At 38.7% G+C, this 18,275-nt stretch carries 16 protein-coding genes; 2 read left to right on the top strand and 14 right to left on the bottom strand.

The genetic code is table 11. The features are described 5' to 3' along the window. Positions 1-62: 62 nt before the first annotated feature. The 7 genes from HMPREF2961_RS10140 to HMPREF2961_RS10110 all read right to left on the bottom strand — a co-directional run bounded on the left by HMPREF2961_RS10140 (position 63) and on the right by HMPREF2961_RS10110 (position 6,795). Positions 63-770, bottom strand: coding sequence for a zinc metallopeptidase (locus HMPREF2961_RS10140; RefSeq protein ID WP_002287139.1), 708 nt, complete (start codon positions 768-770; stop codon positions 63-65). A 78-nt stretch (positions 771-848) separates the two neighbouring features. Further along, entirely contained in the window at positions 849-1,187 is a 339-nt protein-coding gene (locus HMPREF2961_RS10135) for a zinc ribbon domain-containing protein YjdM (protein ID WP_002315786.1), read from the bottom strand. Positions 1,188-1,298: 111 nt separating this feature from the next. Beyond that, positions 1,299-2,261, bottom strand: coding sequence for a DHH family phosphoesterase (locus HMPREF2961_RS10130; RefSeq protein ID WP_002315785.1), 963 nt, complete (start codon positions 2,259-2,261; stop codon positions 1,299-1,301). Between the two features lie 14 nt (positions 2,262-2,275). Continuing rightward, complete coding sequence (locus HMPREF2961_RS10125) at positions 2,276-3,607, bottom strand: DRTGG domain-containing protein (RefSeq protein ID WP_002315784.1); 1,332 nt, start codon at positions 3,605-3,607, stop codon at positions 2,276-2,278. Positions 3,608-3,614: 7 nt separating this feature from the next. Continuing rightward, on the bottom strand, positions 3,615-4,295 hold the full coding sequence (locus tag HMPREF2961_RS10120) for a metal-dependent hydrolase (protein WP_002291020.1): 681 nt from the start codon (positions 4,293-4,295) through the stop codon (positions 3,615-3,617). A 213-nt stretch (positions 4,296-4,508) separates the two neighbouring features. Then, complete coding sequence (locus tag HMPREF2961_RS10115; protein WP_002315783.1) at positions 4,509-4,988, bottom strand: YbaK/EbsC family protein; 480 nt, start codon at positions 4,986-4,988, stop codon at positions 4,509-4,511. Positions 4,989-5,115: 127 nt separating this feature from the next. Beyond that, positions 5,116-6,795, bottom strand: coding sequence for a ribonuclease J (locus tag HMPREF2961_RS10110; protein ID WP_002287130.1), 1,680 nt, complete (start codon positions 6,793-6,795; stop codon positions 5,116-5,118). A 547-nt stretch (positions 6,796-7,342) separates the two neighbouring features. Between HMPREF2961_RS10110 and HMPREF2961_RS10105 the strand changes: the two genes are divergently transcribed. Then, positions 7,343-8,839: an ABC transporter permease gene (locus HMPREF2961_RS10105; RefSeq protein ID WP_002341208.1), complete on the top strand. Its 1,497-nt coding sequence runs from the start codon at positions 7,343-7,345 to the stop codon at positions 8,837-8,839. Positions 8,840-8,851: 12 nt separating this feature from the next. Further along, entirely contained in the window at positions 8,852-9,514 is a 663-nt protein-coding gene (locus HMPREF2961_RS10100) for an ABC transporter ATP-binding protein (RefSeq protein ID WP_002315781.1), read from the top strand. Between the two features lie 99 nt (positions 9,515-9,613). Here HMPREF2961_RS10100 and HMPREF2961_RS10095 read toward each other — a convergent pair whose 3' ends face one another. The 7 genes from HMPREF2961_RS10095 to HMPREF2961_RS10065 form a co-directional block, all read right to left on the bottom strand. Then, positions 9,614-9,817, bottom strand: a complete 204-nt coding sequence (locus HMPREF2961_RS10095) for a CsbD family protein (RefSeq protein WP_002291027.1) — start codon at positions 9,815-9,817, stop codon at positions 9,614-9,616. Positions 9,818-9,928: 111 nt separating this feature from the next. Continuing rightward, a complete protein-coding gene (gene iadA, locus HMPREF2961_RS10090; RefSeq protein WP_002315780.1) occupies positions 9,929-11,113 on the bottom strand; it encodes a beta-aspartyl-peptidase in 1,185 nt (394 codons plus the stop codon). 160 nt (positions 11,114-11,273) lie between these two features. Continuing rightward, positions 11,274-13,013 (bottom strand): putative basic amino acid antiporter YfcC, encoded by a 1,740-nt coding sequence (gene yfcC, locus HMPREF2961_RS10085; RefSeq protein WP_002291032.1) that lies wholly within the window; start codon positions 13,011-13,013, stop codon positions 11,274-11,276. 772 nt (positions 13,014-13,785) lie between these two features. Next, complete coding sequence (locus HMPREF2961_RS10080) at positions 13,786-14,400, bottom strand: SIS domain-containing protein (RefSeq protein WP_025477328.1); 615 nt, start codon at positions 14,398-14,400, stop codon at positions 13,786-13,788. A gap of 606 nt (positions 14,401-15,006) precedes the next feature. Next, positions 15,007-15,384 carry a hypothetical protein gene (locus HMPREF2961_RS10075; protein WP_025477327.1) on the bottom strand — a complete coding sequence of 126 codons (378 nt, stop codon included), beginning with the start codon at positions 15,382-15,384 and terminating at the stop codon, positions 15,007-15,009. A 300-nt stretch (positions 15,385-15,684) separates the two neighbouring features. Further along, entirely contained in the window at positions 15,685-16,566 is an 882-nt protein-coding gene (galU, locus tag HMPREF2961_RS10070) for a UTP--glucose-1-phosphate uridylyltransferase GalU (protein WP_002315776.1), read from the bottom strand. 42 nt (positions 16,567-16,608) lie between these two features. Beyond that, positions 16,609-17,628 carry an NAD(P)H-dependent glycerol-3-phosphate dehydrogenase gene (locus tag HMPREF2961_RS10065; protein ID WP_002291040.1) on the bottom strand — a complete coding sequence of 340 codons (1,020 nt, stop codon included), beginning with the start codon at positions 17,626-17,628 and terminating at the stop codon, positions 16,609-16,611. Between the last annotated feature and the right edge of the window lie 647 nt (positions 17,629-18,275).

Raw genomic sequence — 18,275 nt, 5'->3', positions numbered from 1 at the left:
CAATTTTCGTGAATTCCTTCTTATTTCTTGGAGTAAAACGCTTCTGTCCCAGCCTCTTTATGTTAATCTCTTCGGTTACCGCCAAACAATAAAATCAGACGCAGTAGTTGCAAGAATGTCGAAAGCGCCGCTGCAACGTAAGTCAATGCCGCTGCAAACAATACGTGTCTTGCCATCGGTACTTCTTCTTCCGTCAGCAGTCCGCCTTCACTCAAAATTTGGATTGCTCGACGAGATGCGTTGAATTCAACTGGTAATGTCACCAATTGGAAGAGTAACGCTAAAGAAAAAGCAAAAATCCCGATATTGATCAACGTAGAGTTCCAACTAAGCAATACACCTACCATAATCAATGGGAACGAAATCATCGAACCAAAGTTAGCTGCGGGAACAAGTGCCGCACGGATCTTCAATGGAACATACCCCGAAGCATCTTGCACCGCATGTCCGCATTCATGAGCTGCTACACCTATCGCAGCAACTGAAGTAGATTGCGCAGTCGCTTGAGACAGGCTCAGCATCTTATTACCTGAATTGTAGTTATCTGTGAGATCTCCGGCAATTTGTTGAACGCCAACATTATTTATTTGTTGGCTTTGCAATATATATTGTGCTGCTTGTGTACCAGTCACGTTGTTTTTGCTTCTCACTTGATCATATTTGCGGAAAGTACTATTGACATAAGCAGACGCAATTCCGGAAATGACTAATCCAAGAATGACCAAAAGAAATGTCGGATCTAAAAAACCATACATTCCATAACCATACATTGTCGTTTCACTCCTTTTTGTTTCCTTTATTTTATCATTAGTAGCAAGAAAAGAATGTGAAAAGACCTTGAATATTCTTTAATTCTTTTTCACAAATTCCGATTTCAGTTTCATCGGTCCAAATCCTTCTACTTTACAATCGATATTATGGTCGCCTTCTACTAAGCGGATGTTTTTGACTTTCGTTCCTTGTTTAATGGCACCTGATGCACCTTTTACTTTCAAATCTTTGATCACTGTCACGCTATCGCCTTCTGACAGACGGTTTCCATTTGCATCTAATACCACTAATCCGTCTTCTATGACAGCTTTTTGTTCTTCTTTGCTCCATTCGTTCCCGCATTCTGGGCAAATCAACAGACCTCGATCTTCATATGTGTACTCTGAGCCGCATTCTGGGCAATTTGGTAATGTCATCTTCTTTCTCCTTTAAAATCTTTAGTGAGCACTATTGTAACGGAAAAAGAAGATGTTGAAAAGATACATTTGTGATTTTTACCACAAAAGGAACGTTTTCGAATGAAGTTGTTACTTCGTTTCTCTACTCTTATACGATTGGCAAATGTCTTGAATCTCTTTATAGATTTCCTCTACTTCTGCTAAATCTTTTGCATTCGCACCACTTGCTAATGGGTGGCCTCCCCCATGATGGCGTTTCGCTAATTCATTGATGACTGGTCCCTTAGAACGTAAGCGTACGCGGTAATGTCCTGAAGGCTGCTGAACAAAAATACCCCAAGCTAGTACTTCGTCGATCACTCCAGGAAGAGAAACGATTGAAGCCGTCTCTGAATCATCGATTCCATATTTATCAAGAATTTCTTCCGGAAGGATTATTCTTCCTGCACCATTTTCATCCACCTGGATATTTTGATAAAGATAACCGGAAAGTTTAGCGACTTTCATCGGCATTTGCTCAATCTCTCTATTCAAAGCACTTGCATCAAATGGATAATTTCTCAATATCGATGCAATCTCTAATGTACGGGACGTCGTGGAGGGATACAAAAAGCGCCCTGTATCTCCGACGATTCCCGCATAAAGTAACCGTGCAGCTTCCACGTTCATCTTAAATAATTCAGGAAACATCAAAGCAAATTCTGCAATCATCTCACTACAACTGCTTGCTTTTGTATTTACCCACACAAGATCTCCATAAGGGTCATCATTGGGATGATGATCGATTTTGATCAGCTTTTCTGCTAACTGATATCTTTGATCACTGATTCTGGGTGAATTAGCTGTATCGGTCACGATGACTAGCGCTCCTTGATAGAAGGCATCTTCAACCTCTTGCATTTCTGCTAAAAAGCGAAGACCATCAATCGTTTCACCTACTTGTCGTATTTCTTTTTCTGGGAAACTTTCCCGTAATAGTTCAGCTAATCCTACTTGTGATCCTAACGCATCAGGATCAGGGCGCAAATGCCTGTGGATAATGATTTTATCGTATTTTTTTATTGTATCTACTATTTCTTGCTGTACTGTCATTTCACTCCTGCTTTCTAAGAACGTTCCATTACTTGACAAACAACGATTGCTTTGGAAACGATGGTATTTTCAATAAATACTTCGATATCCAATTTAGCGGAACGTCTGCCGATTTCCAATACACGTGGACGAATGTCCAACTCGCTTTCCAATTGGATCAGCCGCAAATAATGTAGGTTCACTTGTTCAATCAAGATATTTCGTTTTTGGTTCATCACCATTGTTTTTTGTGCGACATCAGAAATGATTTCGCTAAGTACACCAAAAGAAATGGTTCCAACACCATTGACCATTTGTGGTGTCACTACAAATTTGAACTTAGGGTTTTCCAAACGGTTCCCTTCACGATCGGTATCAATCGTATGGATATTTCCAGATATCTGATCTGAAATCGTATCTGCAATCTGCGGTTGTCGCTGGACAAGCTGCATCGCTTTCATTACATCTTGCCGGGTAATCAAGCCTTCCAATGTCAAGTCATCGGAAACGACCGGCATGACTTCCAGCCCATCCCAGATCATTTGATGGCTAACAGAAGCAATACTCATTGTTTTCTTTACACTGATTGGTTCTTTCGTCATCACTCGATCAATGATCTGATTTGGTGATTTCCCTAAAACGTCTTTTGCCGTAACGATCCCCATCAAACGGTGATGGCGGTTAACGACTGGAAAACGTGAATGTTGCGTTTCTTCTGACAAACGTTGATAATCAGATATCGTATCCATCTGATGCAAATAATGTGTCTTTTCTGCCGGCATGTAGATATCGCTAACAAGCATAATATCTTTTTTGATCAATTGGTCACTTAATACTCGGTTGATCATGGTAGCGACTGTAAATGTATCATAAGAAGTGCGCAAGATTGGCATTTCAAGTTCATCGGCTAGCTTTGCAATCTCAGCAGTCGTATTGAATCCGCCTGTGATCAATACTGCAGCGCCATCTTCCAATGCTAATTTTTGGACTTCCGCCCGATTGCCGACGATCATCAGTGAGCCTGGTGTAATATAGCGTTCCATGGCATGTTTAGTCATCGCACCAATGACGAATTTATTCAAGACCTTGTCTAATCCTGCCGAGCCACCTAAAACGTCCCCCTCAATGATCCGGACGACTTCGCCAAATGTCAAACGTTCAATATGTTTTTTTAATTTACGTTCGATACGAATCGTACCTACTCGTTGAATCGTTGAAACTAGTCCGACATTTTCCGCATCTTTGATTGCACGGTACGCTGTTCCTTCACTGACATTCAATTCTTTTGCGATGCTTCTTACAGAAATTCGATTGCCCACAGGTAAACTTTCAATATATTCTAAAATCAAATCATGTTTTGTCGCCATTTTCTGCCTACACTTCCAGCGTTTCCGAGACGCTCATTATTTTTCCTTCGCTATCTTCCAGTAATGCTACAAAAGATTCAGGATCTTGTTCAATAACAGGGAACGTATTGTAATGGATTGGAACGACTTTCTTGGCACGAATTGTTTGTGCAGCCCGAGCCGCATCCTCTGGTCCCATCGTATAGTTATCACCAATCGGCAAGAAAGCAACATCAATATCGAATTCCTCTGCAAGCAATCCTAAATCACTGAAATAAGCTGTATCTCCTGCATGATAAATCGTTTTGCCTTCTGCTTGGATAATGATTCCGCTAGGCTCACCCATATACTGAACGATACCATCTACTTCATAGCTTGAACTATGCTGTGCATGGACGAATTTTACTGTGCCGAATGGAAATGCATGTTTTCCGCCGATATTCATACCGAATGAATCTACTCCTCTGCTATTTGCATAATCAGCGATCTCAACAATACTGATAACCGTGGCTTGATTTTCTTTTGCAATAGGGATCATATCTCCTATATGGTCACTATGTCCATGAGTAATCAGCAACCAATCTGTCTTTACTTCTTCTGCAGTTAAATCTGACAATGGGTTTCCTGTAATAAACGGGTCAATCATCACACGTTGGCCATTTTCCATTTCAATCGTTAAACAAGAATGTCCATGATACGTAATTTTCATATTCTACACCTCACGTTTTCTCTGTATCTTTTTTATTAAAACCGATTTCATTACTTGCACATCAATGAAAAAATATAGTTACTAAATATATTTTCATTGGATTGATAGTACAGTATGCACAAAGTAATTGTAACAGATAATACAGGATGCACCAAGTACCAAGCAGATATAATCTCAAGTTTGAGCTCTCTGCTTGGCTCCTCTTCTCGTCACTTAACTAATTAAATCAGCGTAAATAGGATGGACGATTTTTTCTAAATCAGCTACTTTTATCTGGAGGCTTCTCCCGATTTCACCGCTCGACACAATCACTTCTTCTTTTTCTTTTAAAGAACTGTCTGCTAAAAAACAATAATCAGGATGTGCGAGTTTTATTCCAATAGGGGTATTCGCTCCGTGAGGATAGCCTGTATGTGCTAATACAAAATCCATTCCAGGAAAACCGACTTTACGATCTTTCGTCACTTGTCTCGTTTTTTTATAATCTAAATGATCATTCAAAGGAATCAATGCGATGATCACCCCAGTTTTGTTCCCTTTTACTACGAGAGTTTTACATATCAAAGCTGGATCAATCCCTCTTTTTTGTAGTTCTTCTGTGAAAGATCCCTCTACTATATGACTAAAATCAAGTGGTTGATAGGTGATTTTTTGTTCTTCTAAATAACGTTCGACTTTTGTTTGACTCATCATTGATCCACTCCCTTTATTCTATCGTTTATTATAAAACGAGGGATACTGTATTCAAAAATCATTTGTTTCCCTCAAAAAAAGAGCAAGACGAGCACTCTATAGAGAGAGCCATCTTACTCTTATTTATTTATTTCTTATTTCGGCGTTGAGTAGCTTCCATGATGACTGGCAAGATCACAGGACGTCGTTTTGTTTGTTCAAATAAGTAACGACCTAATTGATCACGAATATCTTGCTTTAATTTGCTCCACTCAAAATCATTGCTTTCTAAATGTTTCTCGACGATCGTTTCGATCATGTTGCTACTTTCTTTCATCAGATCACGGCTAGCTTTTACGTAAACGAATCCTCGTGAAGTGATTTGAGGTTTTGAGATGATTTTCTTCTCTCTTCGGCTAATAGTGACAACCGCTACGAAAATCCCATCTTCTGATAAGATTTTCCGATCACGTAAAACAATGTTTCCGATATCGCCTATGCCTAAACCATCAATCATTACATTTTCTGCACTTGTAGTTCCTGCAACACTCATACGTTTATTCTTATATTCCAGCACATCTCCGCGTCCAGTAATATAGATATTTTTGTAAGGCATCCCTACTGCATGAGCCAAATCTGCGTGAGCAGCTAATTCCCGATATTCCCCTTGAACTGGCACAAAATATGTCGGCTTCATCAAATTGATCATCAATTGCAAATCATTAGGATTGGCATGACCAGAAACACGCATATTCTCAGAAATCAATTTCACTGTTCCACCAGCTCGATAAATGATATCTTCCGTTTTCGCCACGATTGTTTCCATCGCGATGCTTGGCGTAGTAGTGATATAAACCAAATCCCCTTCTTCGATCTTGACATTACGGTGTGTGCCATTTGCCATTTTTTGCAGAGACTTGATGGGTTCACCCATTCGGCCAGTTTCTAAAATGATTAGTTCTTCTGGATCATAGTTTTTCATGTCTTTCAATGTAACAAGCAAATCTTCACTTGGTAATTGAAGTTTTTCTAAACGCATCGCTGTTCGAATAATTCGTTCGAAATCTTGACCAGTCAAGACAACTTTTCGTTGTGCTTTTTCTGCTGCGTCCAATACTTGTTGCACTCGTTGCAAATTACTTGCTACACAGGCGACGATGATGCGTCCTTCCCAATATTTGATCGTATCAAATACTTCATCAGCTATCTGAGCTTCAGAAGCTACAGGTTGAGGATTCTCTGCATTTGCCGATTCACTCAGTAAAGCTAAGACTCCTTCTTTGCCGATTTCTGCCAATCGTGCATAATCTGTTTGATACATCGGGATAGCCGTTTGATCAAATTTAAAATCTCCCGTATAAACGATACTACCTTCTTTTGTTTTCAGATTGATCCCCACTGAATCTGGTATCGTGTGAGTGGTACGGAAAAAGCTCACTACTGTTTCACCAAAGTCGATTTCTGTATGCTCATCTACCACATGGAAATCCTTAAATCCTTTGGCTGCTTCGTTACGACTGACATTCAATTTTGCTAACTCGATCGTCAACTCCGTTCCAAATACTGGTACAGAAATTTTCGACAACAAGTAAGGAAGCGCCCCGATCGCATCTGCGTGCCCGTGTGTTAAAAAGACACCAGCTACACGATCAATGTTTTCTTCTAAATACGTAAAATCTGGGATTACGACGTCGATTCCCAGCAACTCATTTTCAGGATATTTTAGCCCACAATCTAATATGAAAATATCCTCGCCCACTTCTGCGACATACATGTTTTTTCCATTTTCGCGAACGCCGCCTAATGGGATAATTTTAATGGTACTCACAAATTTCACCTCTTCTTATGACATCCAAGTTTAAAGATGTCGATTTTCTTCTTTATCTAAATTTACGAGCCATTCCAATGAAGCACATGCAAAATCACTAGTTCTCAACTTATGGAGAATCAGCAGGAAAATTACCAGCACATCCGCGTTCTGACAGTTGGATGGGCATTTTATTTTGGATATACTTCATTAACAAAATGGATCTTTTGCGAAACGCTATAGCCAGAATCCTTATATAAGTATTCGGCTGTTCCCCATTATTATACAACAAATGAACTAAATCGCTAGTATCAGCAATTGTTAGAATCACTAAGTAAATGAAAATTCCTCTGTAACATCTAGGATTTCTTTTGCTGTTTCTCTTTCATCTCTTCTTCGTCGGTTTGAAACATACTTTTTTCATTTTACCACATTTTTTGCAATAACTATAGTGACTTTTTATATATACAGAACCTCGAGTTGATGATATGCAAACAGCATAAGATTTAAGCTAGTTTTAAGATAGGTTGTCTATTATCAAATGCATCTACTAGGAGGGATGCAAGATATGAATTTTATGAAACGTGCATGGAAAAGTACAAAAGTAAAATGGGGACGTTCATTGTTATTATTTGCCGTGTTCACAGCCATTCTTATTTTTGTGCTAGCTGGCCTCACGATTCGAAGCGCTGCAGAAGAAGCAGCGAATCAAGCACAAAAAGAAGTTGGAGCAACAGTGACTTTAAGTGCCAATCGAGAAGCCTCATTTAAAAAACAGGAACAAACTTCTTCAAGCAATTCTACCGCTGAAGAACGTCCAGATCCGGGCAGTTTTTCTCTTACCCCAGTATCCTTAACGGACGCGGAAAAAATAGCTAAATTAGATAATGTAAAGAGCTATTCCTTTGAAAGTTCCGCCTCAGCTATGGCAAAAGATGGAATAACTGCCATCACTAGTTCTGATTCAAGTGAAGACAGTTCAGAAACTACCGATGCAGGCGGTGGACCTGCCGGAGGAATGGGCGGAAATCCGCAAATGACTCAAGCAGATTTTCAAATCAGCGGTGTGTCAGCAACTGCACAAAATAGTACTTTTTCTGATGGGACAGCAAAAATCACGGATGGTGAAGGAATAGATGACAGCGACAAAGGCACAAACAACGTAGTCATTGATTCTACGCTAGCAGAAGCAAATGACCTGACAGTCGGAGATACTTTCACAATCACGAGTACTGAAGATGAAGATACCACTTATGAAATGACGGTCAAAGGAATTTATGAATCTAGCGAAACAAGTAGCAGTATGGGTATGAAATTCAACTTCATGAATCCGTCGAATACACTTTACACCTCTTATACTTTTGCAAATGAATTAAATGGGACATCTGACGATAACACGATAGATTCTGCTGTTTACACTCTATCTGATCCAGATGAAATGGATAAATTTCTCGAAGAAGCAGAGAAGCTGATCGACACAGATACATTTAGCTTACAATCAAATGATTCCATGTATCAGTCAATGTTGGAACCTTTAAACAATGTGGCAAGTTTTTCTAAAAATGTTGTTTTACTAGTGGCTGTAGCCGGTATTATCATACTTACTCTGATTATCATGATTACCATCCGGGAGCGTCGGCATGAATTAGGCGTCTTGTTGTCTTTAGGAGAATCCAGAAGTAAAATCATTCTCCAATTGTTTACCGAAGTTGCTATTTGTATGATTCTTGCATTAGGAGTTGCTTCGATTAGCGGGAACGTCGTCGCGAATGCCGTGGGGCAGCAGCTACTTGACCAACAGACAGAAACCACGACACAAAACCAACAAGCTCCTGGCGGTGGACAAATGCCAGGTAACGGACAAGGCGGTCAACGTGGGGGTCAACAAGGAAACATGAATAATCCATTTGCTGTTTCTGATCAAGTCAGCGAATTGGAAATCAATGTCAAACCTACACAATTAGGACTACTAGCCGGAGTAGCATTTGGAATCAGCCTGCTTTCTGTCTTTTTAGCTTCTATAGGGATATTAAGATTAAACCCAAGAAAAATCCTATTAAATTAAAGGAGGAATTTGATGTTACGGACAGAACAATTGGGATTTTGGTATCAAGATCCGCAAGATGCGCTTTATAAAGATGTAGAACTGAATTTCGAAGCTGGAAAAATGTACGCTATTTTAGGAGCAAGTGGTTCTGGAAAAACGACTTTTCTTTCGCTTATTTCCGGATTAGATACACCAAAAGAAGGAAAGGTATACTATCAAGATCGTTCACTGAACAAAATCGGGTTAAGAAGTTATCGTAAAAATGATGTCTCGATTATTTTCCAAGCTTATAACTTGCTTCCATATTTATCAGCTCTAGACAATGTCATAACAGCAATGGAGATCACTAAAACCAAACAAGAGAATTATCGACAAGTTGCTTTAGATCGACTGGCTCGTGTAGGAATTGATGAAGTATTAGCAAAAAAACAGGTGACCAAACTTTCAGGAGGTCAGCAACAGCGAGTCGCTATCGTTCGTGCTATCTGTTGCGAACATCAACTGATTGTAGCTGATGAACCTACTGGGAATCTGGATGAGACCGCATCACAAGATATCGTCAAACTTTTCCAAGAAATCGCCCATGAACAAAATCGCTGTATTATCATCGTGACCCATGAGGTCGAAGTAGCAAAAAGCTGCGATGAAGTCTTTGAACTAAAAAATAAAGAATTTCAAAAAATAGAAGTTTAAAAAACAGGATAACTTTCAAACAAAAAATCCGAACCATATCTATGAAGCAGATACGGTTCGGATTTTTATTTGCTTGATTCATTTAGTAATGAACGTTGTTTATTTGTTTTCATCTTTTCGAGAGAATTTGTCTTTGATTTCATCGCCCAAATCACGAGCTTTTTCTTTGATATCAGAACCTAGTGATTGTGCTTTTCCTTCTGTTTCTTTGCTCTTGTCGTCTGTTGCTTTGCCGTATGCTTCTTTTCCTTTACCGACTACTTTGTCTTTCATGTCTTTAGAACGCCCTTTTAAATCTGCCATTGTGTTTCCTCCTCTTAATTTGTTTATTGATCTACTTTCAGGGTAACATCAACAACAGATACAGACAAACAGAACGCTCGTTTTCTAAAAAAGGATGAGACAGATAGTGGATCAAAAACTTTTTTCGAAAGTTCCCCATACTTTGACTTCTTTTTCTTGGACCATTATTTCTCCTTTAGCAATAACTGTATCGATATCAAGCGTTTCTTTGTCCAAGATACACAAGTCTGCATCTGCGCCAATTTCAATTTTTCCTTTTTTATCCAATTTCAATATACGTGCTGGGTTACTGGTTATAGCTCGCAAGGCGATTTCCAGAGGAATATTTTCTTTTTGCACAGCTTCTTTGATCCCTACTAGCAATGCCTTAGCACTTCCTACTCCTAACCCTAGGAAATGATTGTTTTCATCAAAATAAGGCAAGCTTCCTTGTCCATCTGAGGTCATCGTGAAATTATCTAAAGAAACATCTTCCTCAATCAATCGTTTCAATGCTTTACTGAAGCGCACTTCCCCATCTGTCTTCTCCCAAAAATCAGGGTCTTCGCTAGCGGTGAAGTCAATCGTGCCGCCACGTTTAGCAAATGCCACGCAAGCTTCAAATAATTCTGGTGTACGATTCGCATGAGTAGGCAAAAACTGTGTGATCGGAATTTCTGTTTCTTCTACAATTCGTGTCAATAACTCTAGCTTTCTTTTTCCTCCGCCTAAGTGGACATTGATGATCCCAGCTTTTCCCGACAACATGCCTCCTACACGAGCATCTGCTGCTGCACGGGCGAACTCTTCAAAACTTGGCTGAGAAGAACGGTGATCGGATACTGCGATTTCTCCGATTCCGATGATTTTATCGATTGTTAAAAAGTCTTTGATGATCGAATCTGTTACTGTTTTTACCGGCAATCGGTACGAACCCTCGTACACATAAGTGGAGATTCCTTCTGCTTCAAGTCCTTTCGCTTTGCTGATCAAAGCAGTCATATCTCGACCTTCTCCGTCTGTTCCCAAGCAACCGACAACTGTCGTTACACCAGCTGTAGTCAATTGACTTAATGTAACTTCTGGTGTTCGGTTTTGATAACCGCCTTCTCCTCCTCCGCCTAAAATATGGAAATGACAGTCAATGAAACCTGGAGTCAGTACTTTTCCCTCACCTGAAAGTTCTTCTACTTCCACTCCTTCGTAGCCGCCTTCTAGCTGTTCTTCTACAGCCAAAATCTTCCCACCGGCAATCAATACGTCCATTTTTCCTAAGTAATCTGGTGCAAACACTTCAATTTGTCGGATGATCTTCATACATTTTTCCTCTTTCTTTAAGTATAACTGATGATAGGATCTTAAAAAATAATCCAAACGATAGAATCTTTACTCCTTTGATTTTACCGTAAAATGACGGTTCTTGGAGTCATTTATCTACTGTTTGGATTACTTTTTTTATTTACTTATATCTCCAGTACTACTGCAGACCGATCGCAATAGCAATCATGATGAAAATAGTTCCCAAAACAAACAGGAATCCTTGCATCTTGATTTGGAACCTTGCCCATTTTGCCCACTCGATCCGTGCAACACCTAACACACCAATCAAGCTAGCTGATACGGGCGTAAAAGCATCCATGAAACCAGAACCAAGCTGATAAGCAAGAACTGCTACTTGTCTGGATACACCGACTAAATCTGCCAATGGAGCCATAATCGGCATGGTCAAAGCTGCTTGTCCTGAATTTGATGTAACAACCAAGTTGAACAAACTTTGGAAGATATACATCGCCCAAGCGCCAATGACAGCTGGCACACCGGTCAATGCCGTCCCGATTCCATGCAAAATCGTATTCAAAGCTGAAGGAACAGACGCATCGGATCCACCTAAGACGAGAAGGATTCCTTTGGCCATCCCTACTACGATTGCTGTACCAGCTAAATCAGCTGCGCCAGATTGGAAAGAAGAAGCGATGTCATTGACTTTCATTCCATCTAATTTGAAAAGAACAGCAATGATTCCGGCAACTAATCCCATCACAAAGAATTGAGAAGCGATTTCGGGGATGTAATAGCCTTTTTGAGTCACGCCCCAAACGATCCAAACAAGAACAGCTAACATCTCTACTAAAATCAGTTTATGCCCAAGCATGAATTTTTTATTTTCATCAGATGTCTTTTTGATATGAGAACGGAAATAATCATCTGATTTATAAGTCAACGAACTTTCCGGTTTTTTACGGATTTTTTCTGCATATATCATCATATAACCAGCTGCTAAGGCAGTAACAACTACCCACATAATCAATCGGAATGTCGCACCAGACAACACTGGGATTCCAGCAATCCCTTGAGCTACAGCTACGCTAAACGGACTCATCCAAGAGGTCGCATTTCCGACTTGAGATGCGACATAAGTCACGGTTACTGCTACGATCGAGTCATATCCTAAGGCAATGACGAATGGAACCATCACCATTGAGAATGGAATTACCTCTTCTGCCATCCCAAATGTAGCGCCCCCAAATGAAAAAGCAAAGAATAATAGCGGTAAAGCTAAACGCTCCAGTCCCTTCGTTTTACTGATAAACGCATAGATTCCTGCATCAATCGCTCCGGTACGCATAATAATACCAAAAGCACCTCCGACAACAAGGATCAATGCAGCAATCCCTACAGCAGATCCATATTTATCTCCAGATACTAGACCTTCAAAAACGAAATTTAAGAAGCCAAAGCCACCAAAATCGTCTGTTCCCCATATTTTGGCTGTTTTATGCAATTTTTTAGAAGTATCATAGATATTTTCGCCATACTCATCGTAAAGAACATCATCTGTTAAGGAAATTTCATCTAGTTTTTCTTGCGTAAGATTTTTTTCTCCGTCAGCAATGACTTTTTCCAATCCTTTTTCAGGAACATCCAGTTTTTCACGTTCTGCTGGATGATCTTGCAGTTCTTCTAATTGATCAAATACATACGATTTATCCAGCTCGTAAGCATAACGGAAGGAATCTTGGCGTAAAACAGTACGAGTACTTGTTTCGCCATTCGCATCTTTATATTCAATGTCTTGCGTGCTGAACTTTCCTGCTGGTACGACAAAAGTCAGTATCCATGCAAAGATGACTACACCAAAAATAATGACATACGTATGGGGTGTCGATAATTTAGTGAAGTCACGTTTCGGTTTTCCTGAAGAATTTGTTTTCTTCAAATTTATTTCTTCCTTTCTTTTCTCAGTAATTTTGATGAATAAAAAATGGATAATCAAATGAATTATACAGTAAAAATGTCAATTCCACATGAATAATTTATTAGAAAATCACTTTTTTCTATTTTGCTTTTTTTCTCATATGTATGACTATTTTTTTCTTTTTCCATTTATATTGAGTATTTTATTTCTCTGTTTTTCCTTAAAATTCTTTTTTTATTTTTAGATTAGCGGAAATCCCGTCCTGATTTTTTCATTTTATAATCGTGAATAAATTGTATTTCATTGCAAAAAAGCAAAAAATAATAATAAATATTCATCTCATATCTTTCATTTTTTGTATATTTTCTTTCTATTAGAAAAAGGAATCTTCTTCGACAATTTTGTTATATCAGGTAAACTTCATTGCAATAATGATAACAAATGTACTATAATTACATTGTAAAGAGTTTTGGGGAAGACTCTTTCATCAACGTGTATTAAGAGGCAAGAAAGGATCCATGCGGATTCTTTCTTGTCTCTTTTTCCGCTATTTTTTTTCTATCTAGCATTGCATATTTTTGTAGCTCTTTTCTTCTCATTGTGAAACAACTTATAAAAATAACGCACCTTCAAAAAAAAAGGCTGACCTCTAGATCTAAACAAACTTAAAATAACATAAAATAAAAAATGATTATTACTGATTTTCTTTAAAAATCGTTTTCTTTGTTTCAAACATTCCATATTTACGTGGAACACCGTTTTTTTAATGAAACTTTGGTCATTATGTGGAAAACTATTTTCCTCTTGGTTCCTGAACTAGCTGTTTTGCTGTAAAATACAATACTTGTTGAAGCAAAAAAATCGTTGCAAGAGAGGCTGTTCCACAGATTGCTGGATCTAAATTCGGCAAAGTCAAGACTGCATCATGCAGATTGGCATGGTTATCCAACACTAAATCAGCAAATTCAAATAATCTCAAACCACTGCTATGCTGGGACTTGATGCTTCGTGACAAATCAAATCCAGTAACAATGATCAAAGGATGTCCATTTTCTTTGATCCATTGAGCCAACTCAACGATTGCTGGATTTCTTCCTTCATTCGAAAGAAGTAGAAAAATGTCTTCTGGTTTGACAGAAAGCTCATCAATAATCGCTTGTCCTGCCCCTTCTAGCGTTTCATAGACACCTCCGGCTGGGTTTTCAATCAATATACTTGGCACAAGGTCCGGTGTTTGATCCCAAAATTCAAATGCTACACCACTTAGTGTGCGGCTAGCATATATCTGCAATTTGCCGCCTTGATTGATTTGTTTCGCAATCCAAGTTCCTGCTTGAACCATCAACGGCTCTTCTATCCTTAATTTCTCTTCCAATTGGTAATAATAGTCAAAATAACATAAACTCATTTTTCTCTCCCGCCTAGCTATACTTGACATGAATAGAAACAGCTGCCTAATCTAAGGAAATACATAAAAAACAGAAGATAAACAGTAATACATGCGGTCTTTGCTGTTTCAAACGCAAAAAAGGTATTGAACGAATACGCCCAATACCTTGACATAGCAAATAAAACAACGTGCAGACCATAGAAAATCTCTACATAGGGGTAGAATTTTCCCCTTAGATTAGGTACAATAAATAAGGTCGATGCACTGCATTGACTATGGCAAAATGATCGGTCAGGGTGTATGAGTGTGACTGGTCATTCCCTGATTCTTAGCGCCAACTAAGGGTCAGGGAGCCTTTTTTTATTCAGCTGTTTCTATCTGAACTCATTGTAAGTAATCTCTTATTCAAGTGCAAGTACGAAAACACAAAAAAACATTGGTATGATTTTTTTACAAATAAATAACATAAAAAAAAGGAATGGCTTGTCCTTATGTAGCAAGCATTCCTTTTTGAAAAGATTCTTTTAAATAAGTGAAAAAAGTTTTTTCTCACCAATTAAATAAATCTCTCAACTCAATATTTTGTCCATTATTTTATCTTTTTTTGCGTATACATACTAAATATTACCGTCTTCTTCTCGCTCTTCTGCTTTGTTCTAGAGAATCTGTACTAGAAAAAGTAGTGGCATGTCTACCCTTTCTTCCGATCCGAGACTTTCTTTTCCTATAAGGAATATAAATGAGCAGATACAATACAGCAAAAAATAAGGCAAATATGCAAGCTTCCCAACTACCTAACGCCAGTTCGATCATCAAGCTAGCAACTGCAATAGACGCTGCATACCAGATAAAAATTAGGAATCTTTCTTTTTTTCTGACCATTTTGAACATGATAAATAGACTAATGAGCAATAGTGGTAACACAAATACCCAATTATTTCCTTCCATCAGCCACTTGAGTATATCAAGTAGCGACTGCGCAATAGCGACTAATTTTCCCATAGTGGACACACACCTTTTTTATAATTAAAAAAATTCGCCTTTTTATTCTACTATGAATCTTCTGGATTGGCTTTCATTTCTCTTATGTAATCATTTTCTTTTATGCAACTTAAAAAAAAATTAAACCATTAGCAGAAAATTTCCTAAATATATTCACGAAAGTCTTTTTCTATCTTTCATTTTTCCTCGTCTTCATTCACTTAGCGTCAAAAAATAAAAACGACAGTTGCGCAAATGACGCACAAGCTGCCGCTTTAATACCCATTTGATTTTTATTCTCAGCAGGTCACTTATTTCCAGTTAATTTCCTGTTCTTAGCTCTTTGCTCAACTGGATAATATATGCGCTTAACGATGCGCCGATTTCCGGATGATGAAGTCCATATTCAATATTTGTCTTCATATATCCTAGCTTATCGCCTACGTCATATCTTTTTCCTTTAAATTCTCTCGCATAGACCGCTTCTGTTTGGTTAAGGGTCTGGAGCGCATCCGTTAGTTGTATCTCGTTCCCTGCTCCTGGTTCTTGAGTTGCTAATATCTCAAATATTTTGGGAGTCAGGAGATAACGTCCGATAATGGCTAAATTGCTTGGTGCTTTTCCAAGTTCAGGTTTTTCTACAAAACCATTTACTCTGCAACGTCCCTTTTCGTTATCCGTTTTAGGATCAATAATTCCATATTTAGAGGTTTCATTTTCTGGTACACGCATGACGGCAACAGCAGAAGATTGTGTTTCTTCATAATCCATCATCAATTGTTGAGTCAGTGGGATATCATCTTTCATCAAATCATCCCCGAGCATGACAACAAATGGTTCATTCCCTATGAATGCTTTTGCTTGAAGCACGGCATCCCCCAGTCCTCTTGGATGAGATTGACGGATGAAGTGAAGATTGACATGAGTCGTTTCTTCAACTAAAGCGAGTAGTTCTGTTTTTTCCTTTTCCCGCAAATTGTTTTCCAATTCGATATTTGCATCAAAATGATCTTCGATGGGTCTCTTTTCTTTTCCCGTTACGATCAAGATATCTTCGATTCCCGAATCCAATGCTTCTTCCACAATAAATTGGATCGTTGGCTTATCCACGATTGGAAGCATTTCTTTTGCCATGGCTTTTGTTGCCGGCAAAAAACGTGTTCCTAGCCCAGCGGCAGGAATAACTGCTTTTTTGACCTTCACTTACTGTTCCTCCTAAACGACGCTTACCTGTTAATCATCTATTTAACGAAGAGAAAATTCATTCTCCATTTTTCCGTCACGTAGCATGATTTCTTTTGCTGCTTTTTTAATATCTTCTCCATTATACAAAACATTATAGATGGTTTGAGTAATTGGCATCTCAACCCCTAGCTGTTGTGCTAGCTCGACTGCTGCTTTTGTCGTTGCCACACCTTCAACGACCATTCCCATGTTTTCCAAAACTTCTTCCAGTTTATGCCCCTGTCCTAGTAAGTTACCGGCGCGCCAATTACGGGAATGAACACTTGTACAAGTAACAATCAAGTCCCCAACACCGCTCAAACCGATAAACGTCAGCGGATTGGCACCCATTGCTACACCAAGACGACTAATTTCTGCTAATCCGCGAGTCATGATGGCCGCTTTTGCATCGTCTCCGAACCCTAGCCCATGGATAGCACCGGCACCAATAGCAATGATATTTTTTAATGCTGCGCCAGTTTCTACACCAATCACATCATTATTTGTATAAATCCTGAAATAATCATTCATGAATAATTCTTGTACATAAGCAGCTGCTTTTTGATCGATACTTGCAGCTGTAATCGTTGTAATATCATGAACTGCTACTTCTTCCGCATGACTAGGGCCAGATAATACGACGATTGCCTGTCGTTTTTCTTCTGGAATCTCTTCAGCCAAAACTTCTGAGATCCGTTTATGCGTATCTTGTTCTAGGCCTTTACTTGCATGGATAATGACGGGCTTAGTATTCATTTTACCAATAAGTTCCTGGGCGACTGAACGGATCGCTTTTGTCGGAACGACAAACAAAATAGCATCTGCGTCATCCACTGCTTCTGCCAATTCTTTATATCCGATAATCGATTCTGGGATCGTCAAATCGGGTAAAAAATGTTGATTTGTATGATACGTATTGATTTCGTCAATCTGTTCAGGTACATTTCCCCAAATCCGGACATCATGCCCGTTTTCTGCCAATGTCTGTGCTAAAGCAGTGCCCCATGATCCAGGACCAAGAACTGCGATTTTTTGTTTCATGGATATTCCTCCAAATAAATAATTGATAATTTCCATTATAGTATACATTTCTTAAAGTTTGGACTAATTTCCATTGTTTTTAAGTGTTTGTTTAATTCTTTTATCGACTTTCACTTGAAATAATCTATTAAATGTTGCAATAGCGTACATTTTAATTTTTTTCTTTTTACACTTGTTATACTTTATTTGTCACTAAGAGAAAGGAGGTTTGACTATGTTTCCATTACCATTACCATTGGGAGGCTGGGAAGTTTCTCCTAACAACCCTTAATTGAAGCTACATAAAAGAAGAGGCTGGGACAGAAGCGTTTAACTCCAAGAAGTAAGAGGTAATTCACGAAAATTGCTTTTCAAATCTTTGTGAATTTCAGCTTATTTCCGAAGGAGTTGCTTCTGCTTCCGCCGTTTATACGTGTTTAGAGCGTGAGACAAAAGTGTTCTTTACTTTTGTCCCACGCTCTTTGCTTAAATCAATACATGGTAGAAATTTTGATAAAAGTCGTATCCTCCTTATTCCGAGTAAATGATGTGACACGCAGTTATACATCAGGCTTATTATCTCTTGATACACAGTGTTCAATCAGCTCACCCTCAATATTAGATTAAAAAACGGCAAAATATGAAAAACTATTTTGCCGTTTTGTTTC

The organism is Enterococcus sp. HMSC076E04 (assembly GCF_001814285.1).
GTDB lineage: Bacteria > Bacillota > Bacilli > Lactobacillales > Enterococcaceae > Enterococcus_B > Enterococcus_B lactis.
The sequence above is the reverse complement of the archived record's forward strand: the minus strand, read 5'-3'. Positions and strand labels throughout refer to the sequence as shown.

Bases quoted from the DNA above. Each gene is read 5' to 3' on its own strand.
- HMPREF2961_RS10140 (WP_002287139.1), bottom strand. From the start codon at position 770: ATGTATGGTTATGGAATGTATGGTTTTTTAGATCCGACATTTCTTTTG.
- HMPREF2961_RS10135 (WP_002315786.1), bottom strand. From the start codon at position 1,187: ATGACATTACCAAATTGCCCAGAATGCGGCTCAGAGTACACATATGAA.
- HMPREF2961_RS10130 (WP_002315785.1), bottom strand. From the start codon at position 2,261: ATGACAGTACAGCAAGAAATAGTAGATACAATAAAAAAATACGATAAA.
- HMPREF2961_RS10125 (WP_002315784.1), bottom strand. From the start codon at position 3,607: ATGGCGACAAAACATGATTTGATTTTAGAATATATTGAAAGTTTACCT.
- HMPREF2961_RS10120 (WP_002291020.1), bottom strand. From the start codon at position 4,295: ATGAAAATTACGTATCATGGACATTCTTGTTTAACGATTGAAATGGAA.
- HMPREF2961_RS10115 (WP_002315783.1), bottom strand. From the start codon at position 4,988: ATGATGAGTCAAACAAAAGTCGAACGTTATTTAGAAGAACAAAAAATC.
- HMPREF2961_RS10105 (WP_002341208.1), top strand. From the start codon at position 7,343: ATGAATTTTATGAAACGTGCATGGAAAAGTACAAAAGTAAAATGGGGA.
- HMPREF2961_RS10100 (WP_002315781.1), top strand. From the start codon at position 8,852: ATGTTACGGACAGAACAATTGGGATTTTGGTATCAAGATCCGCAAGAT.
- HMPREF2961_RS10095 (WP_002291027.1), bottom strand. From the start codon at position 9,817: ATGGCAGATTTAAAAGGGCGTTCTAAAGACATGAAAGACAAAGTAGTC.
- iadA (WP_002315780.1), bottom strand. From the start codon at position 11,113: ATGAAGATCATCCGACAAATTGAAGTGTTTGCACCAGATTACTTAGGA.
- HMPREF2961_RS10080 (WP_025477328.1), bottom strand. From the start codon at position 14,400: ATGAGTTTATGTTATTTTGACTATTATTACCAATTGGAAGAGAAATTA.
- HMPREF2961_RS10075 (WP_025477327.1), bottom strand. From the start codon at position 15,384: ATGGGAAAATTAGTCGCTATTGCGCAGTCGCTACTTGATATACTCAAG.
- HMPREF2961_RS10065 (WP_002291040.1), bottom strand. From the start codon at position 17,628: ATGAAACAAAAAATCGCAGTTCTTGGTCCTGGATCATGGGGCACTGCT.